The organism is Streptomyces sp. NPDC044002 (genome assembly GCF_056434525.1).
Genome location: NZ_JBWKEZ010000027.1, coordinates 22,216 through 34,901, shown reverse-complemented (window position 1 = coordinate 34,901; position 12,686 = coordinate 22,216). Strand labels below are relative to the sequence as shown.

The 12,686-nt window shown below is 73.2% G+C and carries 15 protein-coding genes and 2 pseudogenes; 8 read left to right on the top strand and 9 right to left on the bottom strand.

Annotated features, from left to right (window positions below; genetic code table 11):
- Positions 1-12 precede the first annotated feature (12 nt).
- From AC07A6_RS20960 to AC07A6_RS20950, 3 genes are read left to right on the top strand one after another with little or no spacing between them, the layout of a single operon-like run.
- Entirely contained in the window at positions 13-738 is a 726-nt protein-coding gene (locus tag AC07A6_RS20960; RefSeq protein WP_478778061.1) for a glycosyltransferase family 2 protein, read from the top strand.
- Positions 735-1,355, top strand: a complete 621-nt coding sequence (locus AC07A6_RS20955; protein WP_478778060.1) for a TIGR04282 family arsenosugar biosynthesis glycosyltransferase — start codon at positions 735-737, stop codon at positions 1,353-1,355. The genes AC07A6_RS20960 and AC07A6_RS20955 overlap by 4 nt, the downstream gene beginning before the upstream one ends.
- The gene (locus tag AC07A6_RS20950) at positions 1,337-2,011 is read left to right on the top strand and encodes a class I SAM-dependent methyltransferase (protein WP_386271570.1); all 675 of its coding nucleotides are present in this window, start codon (positions 1,337-1,339) and stop codon (positions 2,009-2,011) included. Before AC07A6_RS20955 ends, AC07A6_RS20950 begins: the two co-directional genes overlap by 19 nt.
- A gap of 82 nt (positions 2,012-2,093) precedes the next feature.
- On the opposite strand, the gene AC07A6_RS20945 is transcribed toward AC07A6_RS20950, so the two are convergent.
- Together AC07A6_RS20945 and AC07A6_RS20940 are read right to left on the bottom strand one after the other, a co-directional pair.
- Positions 2,094-2,510 carry a hypothetical protein gene (locus tag AC07A6_RS20945; RefSeq protein ID WP_478778059.1) on the bottom strand — a complete coding sequence of 139 codons (417 nt, stop codon included), beginning with the start codon at positions 2,508-2,510 and terminating at the stop codon, positions 2,094-2,096.
- Positions 2,507-3,649, bottom strand: coding sequence for a molybdopterin-dependent oxidoreductase (locus tag AC07A6_RS20940; RefSeq protein ID WP_478778058.1), 1,143 nt, complete (start codon positions 3,647-3,649; stop codon positions 2,507-2,509). The genes AC07A6_RS20945 and AC07A6_RS20940 overlap by 4 nt, the downstream gene beginning before the upstream one ends.
- Positions 3,650-3,763: 114 nt before the next feature.
- On the opposite strand from AC07A6_RS20940, the gene AC07A6_RS20935 reads away from it, so the two are divergent.
- Positions 3,764-5,194 carry a glycosyltransferase 87 family protein gene (locus AC07A6_RS20935; RefSeq protein ID WP_478778057.1) on the top strand — a complete coding sequence of 477 codons (1,431 nt, stop codon included), beginning with the start codon at positions 3,764-3,766 and terminating at the stop codon, positions 5,192-5,194.
- 448 nt (positions 5,195-5,642) lie between these two features.
- On the opposite strand, the gene AC07A6_RS20930 is transcribed toward AC07A6_RS20935, so the two are convergent.
- Positions 5,643-5,804: a hypothetical protein gene (locus AC07A6_RS20930; protein ID WP_478778108.1), complete on the bottom strand. Its 162-nt coding sequence runs from the start codon at positions 5,802-5,804 to the stop codon at positions 5,643-5,645.
- On the opposite strand from AC07A6_RS20930, the pseudogene AC07A6_RS20925 reads away from it, so the two are divergent.
- Positions 5,763-6,018: pseudogene (locus AC07A6_RS20925) on the top strand (site-specific integrase); the annotation flags it as partial. The gene AC07A6_RS20930 and the pseudogene AC07A6_RS20925 overlap by 42 nt on opposite strands.
- A gap of 28 nt (positions 6,019-6,046) precedes the next feature.
- Here AC07A6_RS20925 and AC07A6_RS20920 read toward each other — a convergent pair.
- Positions 6,047-6,213, bottom strand: a pseudogene (locus tag AC07A6_RS20920) (Tn3 family transposase); the annotation flags it as partial.
- 338 nt (positions 6,214-6,551) lie between these two features.
- On the opposite strand from AC07A6_RS20920, the gene AC07A6_RS20915 reads away from it, so the two are divergent.
- Positions 6,552-7,601 carry a cytochrome P450 gene (locus AC07A6_RS20915; protein WP_478778056.1) on the top strand — a complete coding sequence of 350 codons (1,050 nt, stop codon included), beginning with the start codon at positions 6,552-6,554 and terminating at the stop codon, positions 7,599-7,601.
- A 78-nt stretch (positions 7,602-7,679) separates the two neighbouring features.
- Here AC07A6_RS20915 and AC07A6_RS20910 read toward each other — a convergent pair whose 3' ends face one another.
- Genes AC07A6_RS20910 through AC07A6_RS20900 form a run of 3 tightly spaced genes read right to left on the bottom strand, consistent with a single transcriptional unit; the run spans position 7,680 to position 10,464 of the window.
- A complete protein-coding gene (locus AC07A6_RS20910) occupies positions 7,680-8,894 on the bottom strand; it encodes an MFS transporter (protein WP_478778055.1) in 1,215 nt (404 codons plus the stop codon).
- 1 nt (position 8,895) lies between these two features.
- Complete coding sequence (locus AC07A6_RS20905; protein WP_478778054.1) at positions 8,896-10,260, bottom strand: NAD(P)-binding domain-containing protein; 1,365 nt, start codon at positions 10,258-10,260, stop codon at positions 8,896-8,898.
- 54 nt (positions 10,261-10,314) lie between these two features.
- Entirely contained in the window at positions 10,315-10,464 is a 150-nt protein-coding gene (locus tag AC07A6_RS20900) for a hypothetical protein (protein ID WP_478778053.1), read from the bottom strand.
- A gap of 190 nt (positions 10,465-10,654) precedes the next feature.
- Between AC07A6_RS20900 and AC07A6_RS20895 the strand changes: the two genes are divergently transcribed.
- Positions 10,655-11,023: an ArsR/SmtB family transcription factor gene (locus AC07A6_RS20895; RefSeq protein ID WP_362467287.1), complete on the top strand. Its 369-nt coding sequence runs from the start codon at positions 10,655-10,657 to the stop codon at positions 11,021-11,023.
- Positions 11,020-11,517, top strand: a complete 498-nt coding sequence (locus AC07A6_RS20890) for an N-acetyltransferase family protein (RefSeq protein WP_478778052.1) — start codon at positions 11,020-11,022, stop codon at positions 11,515-11,517. The genes AC07A6_RS20895 and AC07A6_RS20890 overlap by 4 nt, the downstream gene beginning before the upstream one ends.
- Positions 11,518-11,523: 6 nt before the next feature.
- On the opposite strand, the gene AC07A6_RS20885 is transcribed toward AC07A6_RS20890, so the two are convergent.
- Positions 11,524-12,057 (bottom strand): DinB family protein, encoded by a 534-nt coding sequence (locus AC07A6_RS20885; protein ID WP_478778051.1) that lies wholly within the window; start codon positions 12,055-12,057, stop codon positions 11,524-11,526.
- Between the two features lie 2 nt (positions 12,058-12,059).
- Complete coding sequence (gene merB / locus AC07A6_RS20880; RefSeq protein WP_478778050.1) at positions 12,060-12,665, bottom strand: organomercurial lyase; 606 nt, start codon at positions 12,663-12,665, stop codon at positions 12,060-12,062.
- Positions 12,666-12,686: the final 21 nt, after the last annotated feature.

Sequence of the window (12,686 nt, the reverse complement as noted above, 5' to 3'; positions counted from 1 at the left end):
CCGGTTCCTACGGTGTCGAGGGTGACTTCTTCTGATTGGCGTCCGCCCCGCGCGGACCTCGTACTGCCGTGCCTCGACGAGGCGGAGGCCCTGCCCTGGGTATTGGCGCGGGTGCCGGCCGGCTGGCGGGCCATCGTCGTCGACAACGGCTCCACCGACGGCTCGGCGGAGATCGCCCGCGGGCTCGGCGCCACCGTCGTGCACGAGTCCCGGCGCGGCTTCGGGGCCGCCTGCCACGCCGGGCTGCTCGCCGCGCGTGCCGAGCTGGTCTGCTTCTGCGACTGCGACGCCTCCATGGACCCCGGTCTGCTCGCCCCGATGGCCGAACGGGTCGCGGCCGGCGAGACGGACCTGCTGCTCGGCCGGCGCCGCCCGCAGGAACGCGGTGCGTGGCCCGCGCACGCCCGGGCCGGGAACTTCGCCCTGGCCCGGATGCTGCGCCGCCGTACCGGCTTGCGGCTGCACGACCTGGGGCCGATGCGGGTCGCGCGCCGCGAGGCGCTGCTCGGCCTCGGCCTGACGGACCGGCGCAGCGGATACCCGCTCCAGATGGTCGTACGGGCCGCCGACGCGGGCTGGCGGGTGGCCGAGACGGACGTCCCCTACCTGCCGAGGTCGGGGAAGTCCAAGGTCACCGGTACCTGGCTGGGTACCTGGCACGCGGTGCGGGACATGCGCCGGGTGCTGGCCGAGCCACCGGGGGCCCGGCCCGCACCGGCGGAGGGGGTCTCCGCATGAGCACCCTCCTCGTCATCGCCAAGGCCCCCGTCGCGGGCCGTGTGAAAACCCGGCTGACCACGGTGTTCACCCCGCAGCAGGCGGCCGACCTGGCCCTCGCCTCGCTCCAGGACACCCTCGCCGCGGTCCTCGCCACGCCGGCGCGGCGCCGCGTCCTGGTCCTCGACGGCCGGCCGGGACCCTGGATCCCGGACGGCATCGAGGTCGTCCCGCAGGGCACCGGCGGCCTGGACGCCCGGCTGGCCGGCGCCTTCGCCCTGGCCGCAGGGCCCGCCCTGCTCATCGGCATGGACACCCCGCAGGTCACCCCCGGCCTCCTCGCGCCCGGGCTCGACTTCAGCGAGGCGGACGCCTGGTTCGGGCCCGCCGACGACGGAGGGTTCTGGGCCCTCGGCCTGGCCGACCCCGACCCGGCGCTGCTGCTCGGCGTGCCCATGTCCGCGGCGCACACCGGCGAGGTCCAGCGGCGGCGCCTCACCCGCGCGGGGCTGACCGTACGGGACCTGCCCGGGCTGTGCGACGTGGACACCCCGGCCGACGCCGCACGGGTCGCCGCGGCCGCACCGCGGACGCGCTTCGCCGCCCTGTACTGCGGCCTGTGCGCGGTGACGCGTTGACCGCCCGGCTCGCCGGACCGGCCACGCGGGCCTGGCAGGCCGACCCGTACGCCGACGCGCTGCGCGCCGGCCAGGGCCCGCTCTACCTCCGCCGCCACGACGGCTGGCTGCTGCCCCTCGACGTCGAGCGGTGGTGCGCCGAGCCCGACGCGGCCGACGACACCGTCCTGGCCCGGTGTACCGGGCCCGTCCTCGACATCGGCTGCGGACCGGGCCGCCTGGTCACGGCCCTCGCCCGGCTCGGACACACGGCACTCGGCGTCGACGTGACCCCCGAAGCGGTGGCCCGCACCGTGCGGGCGGGCGGCAGCGCCCTGTGCCGGTCGGTGTTCGACCCGCTCCCCGGCGAAGGCGGCTGGGGCACGGTCCTCCTCATCGACGGCAACATCGGCATCGGCGGCAACCCCGCCGCCCTCCTGCGCCGGGCCGCCGAACTGACCGCGCCGGGCGGCACCCTGCTGGTCGAGGTGGCCACCGCCGACGTCGACGAACGCGTCGAGGTGTACGTCGAGGACGGCAACGGCGGCCGCGGAGCTTCCTTCTGGTGGGCCAGGCTCGGCACCCGCGCCCTGCACACCGAGGCGAAGGCCACGGGCTGGACCCCGTACGACACCTGGCGGGCGGCGGGCCGGCACTTCGTCCACCTCACCCGCTGAGAACTCCTGCACGGCGAACCGCCGGGCCGGGATCCGCAGAAGCGCGGATCCCGGCCCGGCGGTTCTTCGCGCGGCACCCCGGTCAGGCCCGTCCGCGCACCCCGCGCACCCTGCGCAGCACGGCACGGACACCGGCGCAGAGGACGGCGGACAGTGCGACCGCCGCCATCGCGAGCAGCCAGTTGCGTACGTAGTCGAACGGCAGGACGGTGGGGTTCGCCACGCCCTCGGGACGCAGGAGCGGAGGAAGGGCGACGGCGGTCAGGGACCCCGCGACGATCAGGGCCCCGCGCGGTACGCCGCGCAGCCGCACACCCGCCGCGGCGGTGAGGGCCGCTACCGCCATCATGAGGGGAGCGATCAGCCCGTCGTGCACCACGACCGCTCCCCCGAGCCAGACGGCGATCCGCCACGGCTCGGGCTGCTGCAACAGCATCCACCCGCCCCAGCCGGCGAGCACCAGCCCGATTCCGCCCACCACGTACCGGAAGCCCGTCACACGACCTCCAGCCGGCCGACCCACTTGGTCTGCAGGACGCCGGGCCGGTTCGGGGCGATGATCCGCGCCGGGTAGCCGTGGTCCAGGGACAGCACCTCGCCGTTCAGGCGCAGTGCCAGCAGCGTGAGCGGGTCCTGGGCGTAGAGCCGTCCCATCTCCATCACCCGGTAGGCGCCCGCCGCTTCGAGGGAGACCACCCGGGCCCGCGAGTCCGGGCCTCCTCCCGCACGCTCCAGGAGGTCGCGCACCCTTACTCCGCTCCAGTGCGCGGATTTGCTCCAGCCCTCGACGCACGCGATGGGCAGGGTGACCTCGTACTGCGGCATGGCGCGCAGCTCGTCCAGCGTGAGGGTGCGGGGACGCGGTCCGGCCACGGTCAGCCGCCAGCCGGCCAGCGAGGCCCGGGTGACCTGCGCCGCGGCGGCCGTGCGGTTCACGGGCAGCCCCTGGACCCCGTGGGCGGGGCTGCGCGGGCCGAACAGCTCCAGCGGGCCGAGCGCGGTCACGGACTGTCCCGCCGTCGTCAGCGTCACCGCTCCGACCGCGGCCGTGACACCGATGAGGAGCCGGCGCCGGTCCGGGCCGTCGGCCTCGGGCAGGGCCAGGGTTCCGGGGGAACGGAGCGTGAAGTGGTCCCGGATCGCCGGCCACTGCACGGCCACGTGCAGAAGCAGCGAGCCCAGCAGGAGCCAGGCGACCGCGTAGTGCACGGGAACGAAGCCGAACGGCCAGGGGTACCACTGGAAGGTGTTCAGCAGCCCCGTGAACAGCTCGAACAGTCCGGCGGCGACGAGGACGGCCACCGAGAGCCGCTCCAGGGCGTGGAGCACCGACCGCACGGGGGGCCAGGCGAACAACCGCGGGTAGACCGCCCACAGTTTCGCCAGCAGCAGCGGGATCGCGGCGATCCCGGACGCCACGTGCAGGCCCTGGGTGAGCCGGTAGCCCCAGTACGGGCGGCTCGGCAGCCGGTCGGCCAGCCGGCCCGGCGGGTGCTGGAGGTAGTGGCTCAGTACACCGGTCGCGAAGCAGACGACCATGGCCAGGCCGAGCCAGCGGCCGATCGCGGTCGCGGTACGGGCATCGTGCAGGCGCGCCTTGAACGTCACGGGCGGCCCCGGAGGCAGGGTGAAACGCATGCCCCCATCACACCCCCCGCGAGCCCCGCGCAGGTCGCCGGAACACCTTACGAAACACGGACGGCCAGGGCGTCACCGGCTGCCGGAGGCCCGATTCCTGGAACGCTTCCGCAGGTGAAGCCCCTTACCCTCGCCACCCCCCGAACCGCACTCGCCACCACCACCGTCACCACCCTCGCCGCTGTCGCCGCTCTCGCCGCTCTCGTGACGGGCCTCGTCCTCACCCTCCGGCACGGGGGCTCCGCCGGTGATCCCGTCGGCCTGTTCTGGCGGTACGCGGCCTGCTGGGCGCTCTTCGCCGGAGCCTTGCCGGCGCTGCGCCGGGTCCCGGCCCGCCTCGTCGCACGGCTGATCGTGGCGGGGGCCGTCGCCGTCACGGTGACCGGGCTGGTGGGACCGCCGCGGACCAGCACCGACTACTACCGTTACGCCTGGGACGGCCGCGTCCAGGCCGCCGGCGTCTCCCCGTACGACCACGCCCCGCAGGACCCGGCGCTCGACCGGCTGCGCGACCCGTGGCTCTTCCCCACCGGCGCCGCCTGTATGGGACCGGACCTCGCACCGGTCCCGCCGGCCGGCGGCACCCGCCACTGCACCCGCATCAACAGGCCCGCCGTCCACACCATCTACCCGCCCGTCGCCGAGGCGTACTTCCTGGCCGTCGACCGCCTCTCCCCTGCCGGCGCCCGGCACAAGCCGCTCCAGACCGGCGCCGCCCTGATCTCCCTCGGCGTCACCGGGACGCTGCTCCTGATCCTGCGACGGCGCGGCGACGACCTCCGCAAGGCCGCGTACTGGGCCTGGTGCCCGGCCGTCCCCGTCGAGGCCGTCAACAACGCCCACATCGACGTCCTGGGCGTGCTCCTCGCAGTCGCCGGACTCGGCCTCGTCGCCCAGCGCACCCTGACGCGGCGGGCGTCGGGCGGCGTGCTGATCGGCGCCGCCATCGCCACGAAGCTGATGCCGGCCGTCGTCCTCCCCGGCGCGCTGTCCGGGGTCCGGCGCCTGCGCGACGCGGCCGCCGTACTGCTGCCCGCCACGGCCTTCGTCCTGCTCTCCTACCTCCCCTACCTCCTCCTCTCGCACGACTCGGTCTTCGGCTACCTCGGCGGCTACGTGGAGGAGGAGGGCTACGAGGACCCCTCGTCCGGGTCCCGCTACTCGCTCCTGCGCCTGGCCCTGCCCGACTCCTGGGCCCTCCCCGTCCTGGTCGCCGTCATCGCGGGCGTGTCCCTGTACGTGATGTGGCGCGGGGACCCGCGGCGCCCCTGGAGCGGCGCCCTCCTCGTCACCGGCTGGGCGTTCGTCCTCCTCACCCCCGGCTACTCCTGGTACGCGCTGCTCCTCATCGCACTCGTCGCCCTCGACGGACGCTGGGAATGGCTGGGCATCGCACTCGCGGGCTCCGCCGTCTACCTCCTCGGCCCGGCCTTCGACTACCGGCCGGCGCTCGGCAGCCTCGCGTACGGCGCCACGGCCGCCCTCGTCCTCGTGCTGGCCCGGCTCCGCCGGCGAGCCCGGTCGCAGGGGGTCGAGGCACGGTGAGGGCCGCCCTCTCATGGTTGAGAGAACGGCCTCCGACTTGCGTTTCCGCCAAGTCGGGACGACAGGATTCGAACCTGCGACCCCTCGACCCCCAGATGACTGCGCCAGGGCCACAATCAGGAGATGTCCCGCTATTCGATGGCGGTCAACGTGCACGAACGCACGTGCCGTGCACCAGCGCGCGGCGGCGCTGGTCCCCATCCGGTCCCCAACCAGGCGTCACCTCCCGGTCGAGCTCGCGAGACCCGGCGGGCGCCGTTCACCTCGGCCCCCTCGGGGACTCCCCGCCGGACCGGCCCCGAGCACCCGGACTACCCCCGCATCCTCACCGTCTTCAACGACGCGACCGACCCGCTACGGGCTCGGGACGTCTGCGAAGCCCTCGGCCACGAGCTGCTGCCGAAGGACGTTGAAGGCAGGTGTACGCGGTGGCAGGCTGCCTGGCCGGTCAGCCGAACATCACGCTGTGCGGATTGGTGCCGCTGAAGGTGACCGATGTGTTCGGCTGCACCGTGTTGCCACCCGAACGGACCACCGCATTCCCTCGGCGGTGATGGTCAAGCCGGACCGGCCCGCCTACTGCCAGGCCCGCGCACTGCTCGACCAGCACACCGCTTTCACGGGCCCCGGGACCGGCTGGGACCTGCACGAGTACCGGCACTCCTGCCTGACCTACCTCGGAGAGCAGGGTGCGTCCTTGCTGATGCCGATGGGCCAGGTCCCGGCACAGGAAGCCGGGAAATGTCCGCCGCTGCTTCAAGCCGTCCCCGGAAGCGATCGCCGGCGTGACCAGGCTCCTCGCACCCGGCGACGCCCACCGCTGACACCCGGCTGTTCTTAAGGCTGACCGGCGCGGCCGTGGTGCGCGATCGCGTCGCCGAGCACGATCGGCCGGCCGTCGCGCGAGAGCATCCGGATCACGTCATGGGTCCGCACCGCGCGGTGTGGGTCGAGCCGGTGATCCGCAGCATTTCCTACCCGTGCCGCTCGATGCGCTCCAGGTCGATCCCTCTCCTTGCCGTCCACGCCGTACCTCGACAGCTCCGCCAGCCGCCTCGGCGGGATCCCGGACACGTCCGGCTCGCCAATGCCCCGGTCCGCGCTCCGTTGTGTTGCAGCAACGGCAGCCAGGGGAGAGCCGGTCGTGTCCTGCGCACGGCACTCTTCGACATGCGCCCCTGCCTGCGCGGGCAGGGACGGGGCGGGGACGCCGGCCGGCATCGTTGAGACCCCAGAGGGAGAAGCACCCGCCGTGGACAGGACCTTCGCCAACGCAGCCGCCACCGCCACCGCCACCGCCATAGATTCCTGGGCACCGCCTCGGAAAGCACGGGCGGCAGACGGTTCGCCGTTCTGGATGGTCACGCGCTACGACGATGTCCGAGCCGCGCTCGTCGATCACCGCCTGACCGTGAACAGGGCGTACGCCACCCACGCCCACGGCGGCTTCCACCTGCCCCGTCCGCTGGACGGCAACCTGCTGGGCCATGACGGTGCCGACCATGCCCGGTTACGCCGCTTCGCCACCCCCGCCTTCACCGCCCGCCGTAGCGAGGCACTGCACCACCAGGTGGAGGCCACCGCCAGGCGCCTGCTGGCGGGCCTCGCCGGACGGCAAACCGCCGATCTGGTGACCGACTTCGCCCTCCCCCTGCCCCTGACCGTCGTGGCCGACCTCCTCGGCGTCCCCTCACCGGACCGGCCCACGCTGACGCGCTGGACTCACACCATGCTCACCCACACCCGGCACGAGGAACTCGCCGCCAGTGTCGACGGCGTCCACCGCCTACTCGCCACCCTCATGGCCCGGTACCACCACCGGGGAAGCGGGCTCCTCGCACGCTGGGCCCGCACACGCAAGGCGAACAACTCGGTCAGTGACGATGAACTCACCGCCCTGGCCTTCCAGGTCTGGTGGGCCGGCATCGAGAACATCACCCACGCCATCAGCCACGGCACTCTCTTGCTGCTCACCCACCCCGCCCAGACTCAGCGACTACGTGACCACCCCGAACTCCTGCCTGCGGCGGTGGAAGAGATGGTGCGCCTCACCACCCCCACGGCCACTGCCACACCCCGCTACGCCCGCGAGGACCTCACCATCGCGGGCGTGACCGTTCGGGCAGGCGACGCCGTCATGCTCAGCCTCGACACCGCCCACCACGACCCGCACCGCTTCCCCGCACCCCAGCACTTCGACCCCACCCGCACGCCCAACCATCACCTCGCCTTCGGTCACGGCCCCCACCACTGCCTCGGCGCCTCTCTCGCCCGCACCCAGCTCCGCATCGCCTTCACCCACCTGCTCCGCCTGACCCACCTCAAGCTCGCCGTCCCCGAACGCGACCTGAAATGGAGGACATCCCTGCGACTCCATGCACCGCAGGCGCTTCCCGTCACCCTCTGACCACCCCGGGGCCCCGGACCAAGATCCGGACCAGCTCGCAGCGAGGGCCTCACCCGCTCGTAACCGAGCTCTGTCAGGTCAGCGCTGCCGTGTACGGGCCCCGGAAGCCGTGACCGCAGCAGCGGCGGAAAGGACGGCCAGCAGCGCGAACAGCGCGGGGTAGCCGCCGAGAGGTCCGACCAGGACTGCGCCGGCGAATGGAGCGAGGGCGGCGGCTGCGTGGGCCGGCGCGCCGAGGAGGCCGGAGAGTCGACCGTAATGGGTAGTGCCCCAGCGGTCGGTGACGGCGGTGGCCTGAAGGAGGGTGAGGTTGCCGCGGATCACCCCAGCGAGGACGGATACGGCGACCAGCAGGGCGTACGGGCCGGCCACGGTTGCGAGGGCTGCAGTGGTGAGGGCGCCGAGGGCGATCAGGGTGACCGTGCGGGCGGTGACGCCGAGGCTGCGGGAGAGAGCCGCGTACAGGGTGCGGCCGAGAGTCTGGCCGGCGCCGCCGAGGCCGAGGGCCCATGCGGCCTGCGTGGTGGTGTAGCCGCGTTCGAGCAGGAGGGGGACGAGGCCGATGACGACGGCGTACATCGCGAACGCCGACAGGGTGAACGTGACGGCCAGCATCCAGAACGCCCGGCTGCGCACCACGCCCTCGTGGCCTCCGGTGACGTGCGGCGGGCTCGGCGGGGCCGGCGGCCAGGGGGCCTTCAGCGCGATCGCGTGGGCCGGGACGGTCAGCACCGCGAGGACGCCGGCGAGCACCACGTAAGTGGCACGCCAGGACATGTGGTCGGCGAGGATCGCGGTCAGGGGTGCGAAGACGGTGGAGGCGAGTCCGCCGGCCAGGGTGACGATGGTCAGCGCGCGGACGTGGTCGGGCCCCCACCAGCGGGTGAGGGCGGCGAAGGCGGGCTGGTAGAGGATGGCGGCCATCGCCGCTCCGGCGAGCATCCATCCGGCGAAGAAGACGGCCAGGTTGGGGGCCGCGGCGATCACCAGCAGGCTCAGCGCGCCCAGGGCGGAGCCTGCGGTCATGACGGTGCGGGGGCCGCGGTGGTCCAGGACGCGGCCGACATAGACCCCGGCGACGGCGGAGACGATGAGGGCGGCGGAGAACGCCGCGGTCGTCGCGCCCCCGCTCCAACCGGTGTCGGCGGTGATGGCCGGGTTGAGGACGAGGAAGGCGTAGTAGACGATGCCCCAGCTGGTGATCTGCGTGAGGCAGAGGGCGGGCAGGACGGCGCGTGGCCGCGACCGGACCCCCGTCCCGGTCGCGGCCACGCCGCTGTGCAGGTCGCTCACCTCAGCAGCCGCCGGAGGAAGCGGGAGCGGCGCCGATGGTGAGGGTGGCCGGGGCCGCGCAGCAGCCGCCACCGGTCTCCTCCGCGGCCGCGGGCTCGTCGAAGAGGCCCGCGCCGCCGCACACGCCGGTCTCGGGGAGGGTGAGTTCGACGCGTTCGGCCGCTTCCTGGTCGCCTGCGAGGTGGGCGGCGATGGAGCGGACCTGCTCGTAGCCGGTCATGGCGAGGAAGGTCGGGGCGCGGCCGTAGGACTTCATGCCGACGAGGTAGACGTCCTTCTCCGGGTGGGAGAGCTCGTTCACGCCGTGCGGGTAGACGGTGCCGCAGGAGTGCTGGTTCGGGTCGATCAGCGGAGCCAGCTCGACCGGGGCCTGGAGGCGCTCGTCCAGGCCGAGGCGGAGCTCGTCGAGGAAGGTCAGGTCGGGGCGGAAGCCGGTCAGGACGATGACCTCGTCGACGGGGTCGAGACGGCGGCCGTCCTCGCCGATCAGGATCACACGGCCGTCTTCGGTGCGCTCCACGCCGTCGGTGCGGAAGCCTGTGACCGCGTCGGCGTATCCGCCGTCGACCGCGGCCTTCGCGGCCAGGCCGAGGGCGCCGCGGGCGGGCAGCTGGTCGGCCTCGCCACCACCGAACGTCGAGCCGGAGATGCCGCGGCGCAGGATCCACGTGGCGTGCGTCCCCTGGCCGTCCTCGGACTTGGCGAGATCGGCGAGGTAAGCGAGGGCGGTGAAGGCGGAGGCGCCGGAGCCGATGACCGCGGTGCGCTTCCCGGCGTAGCGGGCCCGGACGGCGGGGTCCTTCAGGTCCGGGACGCGGTAGGTGATCCGGCCGGCGGCGGCCTTCTCGCCGAGCGCGGCCAGTCCGCTGCCGCCCGCGGGGCTGGGGGTGGACCAGGTGCCGGAGGCGTCGATGACGGCGCGGGCGAAGAGGCGCTGCTCGTGGCCGTCGGCGTTCACGTAGTGGACGACGAAGGGCTGGGCCTCACGGTCGGCGTCGACGATGCGGTCACGGCCGGTACGGGAGACGCCGGTGACGCGGGCGCCGTAGCGGACCTGCTCGCCGAGCACGTCGGCCAGCGGCTGGAGGTACCGCTCGGCCCAGTCCCCGCCAGAGGGGTAGGTGTCCTCGGCGGGCTTGACCCATCCGGTCGGGGCCAAGAGCTTCTCGGCGGCCGGGTCGACGAGCTCACCCCAGCGGGAGAACAGCCGTACGTGCGCCCACCCGCGGACGGCGGCCCCGGCGAGCGGGCCGGCTTCCAGGACGAGGGGCGTGATGTCGCGGTCGAGGAGGTGGGCGGCGGCGGCGAGCCCGGCGGGGCCGGCCCCGATGACGACGACGGGCAGCTCGGTGGTGGTCTCGCTCATGGCATGTCTCCGGGTCTTCGTACAGGGGGGCGGTTGGGGTGGGGCTTGGGGCGGTCAGCAGCAGCCGGCGCCGGTGGCGACGGCCTCGCGCTCGGCCTGCGGGTCGCAGCAGGATCCGGCTGCTTCCGCACCCTCGCTGGTGCCGCAACAGGAACTTGCTGCCTCGGCGCGGCGGGTGCTGGTGGGGGTGACCGGCTCGTACATGGCGGCGACTCCCTGCTGTTTCGAAGTTTGTCTATGGCTTGCGCGATCAGCATGGCACCTGTATCGACAGGCGTCAACATAGACATTCATCTAATTCATGGGGCCGCCGTGGAGCATGCGGAATCCGTCGCCATCGGAGGCAGGCAGTCGGCCCGGCCGGGCTTGGTTCGATGTGTGTCAACATAGACGTATGTCGAATGTGAAGGTTCTGCCGCTGCTGGAGCCCGACGTCGTCGCGGCCTGCTGCCCGCCGCTGAACGAGCGTCCGATGTCGGCCGACGAGGCCGAGGTCGCCGCGAAGATGTTCAAGGCCCTCGGTGACCCCGTGCGCCTGCGCCTGTTCTCCGCCGTCGCCTCCCACGAGGGCGGTGAGGCCTGCGTGTGCGACATCTCCGACGTCGGCGTCTCCCAGCCCACCGTCTCCCACCACCTGAAGAAGCTGAAGGAGGCCGGGCTGCTGTCCTCCGAGCGCCGCGGGACGTGGGTGTACTACCGCGTCGAGCCGTCCGTGCTCGCCGCCATGGGCGCGCTGCTGTCCGGCGCCGCGAAGACGGCGTGACCGCGGTGCGGATCGAGGCGCTGCTGCCCGAGCACGCCGAGCAGGTGCTGGGCATCTACCAGGCGGGGATCGACGAGGGCAACGCGACCTTCGAGACGCAGGCCCCAGAGTGGAGCACGTTCGACAAGGCCAAGCTGCCCGGCCACCGCTTCGTCGCCCTCGACAACGAGGGCCGGGTGCAGGGCTGGATCGCGGCGAGCGCGGTCTCGGACCGGTGCGCATACGCGGGCGTGGTCGAGCACTCCGTGTACGTCCACCCCGACGCCCGCGGTCGCGGGGTCGCCCGGGCCTTGCTGGACGTGTTGATCGCTTCGACGGAGGCGGCCGGGATCTGGACGATCCAGTCCGGGATCTTCCCCGAGAACACCGCCAGCCTCGCCCTCCACACCCGTGCCGGGTTCCGGATCATCGGCACCCGTGAGCGGATCGGCCGCCACCACGAGGCCTGGCGGGACGTGGTCCTGCTGGAACGCCGGAGCCCGTTGGTCAGCTGACCGCGGTCAGTGGTCTCCGCTGCCGAGGGTGAGCTGGCGGCGGTGGAAGTCGAAGTGGCGGGTCGGGTAGCGGTAGACGTCCGCGAGCGTCATGACGTCCTTGAAGAAGGGATCCCAGCGCGTGGGGAAGCACATGCCCCGGGCGAGGGTCTCCTCCGGCTCGGCGGTGAGCCGATGGTGGAGTGCGTCGATCACACGGTCGAACGCGGCGCGCGTCCGAGCGGGGGTGAACACTTTCACGGCACCACGGGGACCTGCGTAGTTGATCAGATCGAAGGGCACGGTCGCCGTGTTCAGGAGCCGAGCGAACGCCCGGCTCGTGCTGGGGGGCAGCCGCCCCGTCAGCCGCACCAGCGGCAGCAGGACCCGGGTGATCAGGTAGCCGAAGTACATGTGCCACAGCAGCTGTTCGTTGGTCCACTGGGTGCCGTTGGCGGGTCGGGCGAGGTCGGATGCGGTGGCGGTGTCGAGCAGGCGGTGGAAGGTGCGCCGGGCGCGCTCGTACTCCTCATGCACGGACTGCCGGTCCATGGCGGCCATGGTCACCTCCGTGTTGTCAGTCGCCTTCCTACGGCAGGGGGCCGAAGGTCTGCTCGGCGATCTCGACGGTCCTGCCGGAGCATCGCTGAGATTCCGAGGGCGTCGATCGCGCACATCGACCAGGCCTGGACGCCGTCGGTCAGCCGGATCCGGTGCCGGGTGGGGGTGGCGGAGAAGGGATGGGCAGCAGCGATCCGGCCATCTGCATCGAGGGTGAGGTAGTCCTCGCGGTCCAGCTCCGCCAGGACGTCGGCGGCAGTGCGTCCGGCTGTGGCCGCGGCGGCTTCGAGGCCGGCTGGCCCGGGTGCGCGGCCGGTTGCGGCGAAGTGCCGCAGGATCGCCTGGTGGACAGCCCGCAAGGCCCGTTCGGCAGGGGCGCGCCGCCCCCGGCCTGCCCGTCCGATCAGCTCGAGTGCGTCCGCCCGGTCCGGCTGGCAGCAGGCATCACCGACGACCTCACTCACGCCGAGGGTTCCATCGAGCACCCCGCGCAGTGCCTGGACGGTCGGCGCCCCGGCCGCGCGCCCGCCCGGATCCCGGTAGAGGCGGCAGGAGACCGACGGCAACGCACCGGGCACCGCGAAAGGGTCCACGCCGTCGATCAGCACGGTGGGCGAGCCTGCCCACTC

What these genes read in the sequence shown, in the direction of transcription:
- AC07A6_RS20955 (WP_478778060.1), top strand. Translation starts at nt 735, where the DNA reads ATGAGCACCCTCCTCGTCATCGCCAAGGCCCCCGTCGCGGGCCGTGTG.
- AC07A6_RS20940 (WP_478778058.1), bottom strand. Translation starts at nt 3,649, where the DNA reads ATGCGTTTCACCCTGCCTCCGGGGCCGCCCGTGACGTTCAAGGCGCGC.
- AC07A6_RS20915 (WP_478778056.1), top strand. Translation starts at nt 6,552, where the DNA reads ATGGTCACGCGCTACGACGATGTCCGAGCCGCGCTCGTCGATCACCGC.
- AC07A6_RS20905 (WP_478778054.1), bottom strand. Translation starts at nt 10,260, where the DNA reads ATGAGCGAGACCACCACCGAGCTGCCCGTCGTCGTCATCGGGGCCGGC.
- AC07A6_RS20900 (WP_478778053.1), bottom strand. Translation starts at nt 10,464, where the DNA reads ATGTACGAGCCGGTCACCCCCACCAGCACCCGCCGCGCCGAGGCAGCA.
- AC07A6_RS20895 (WP_362467287.1), top strand. Translation starts at nt 10,655, where the DNA reads ATGTCGAATGTGAAGGTTCTGCCGCTGCTGGAGCCCGACGTCGTCGCG.
- AC07A6_RS20885 (WP_478778051.1), bottom strand. Translation starts at nt 12,057, where the DNA reads ATGGCCGCCATGGACCGGCAGTCCGTGCATGAGGAGTACGAGCGCGCC.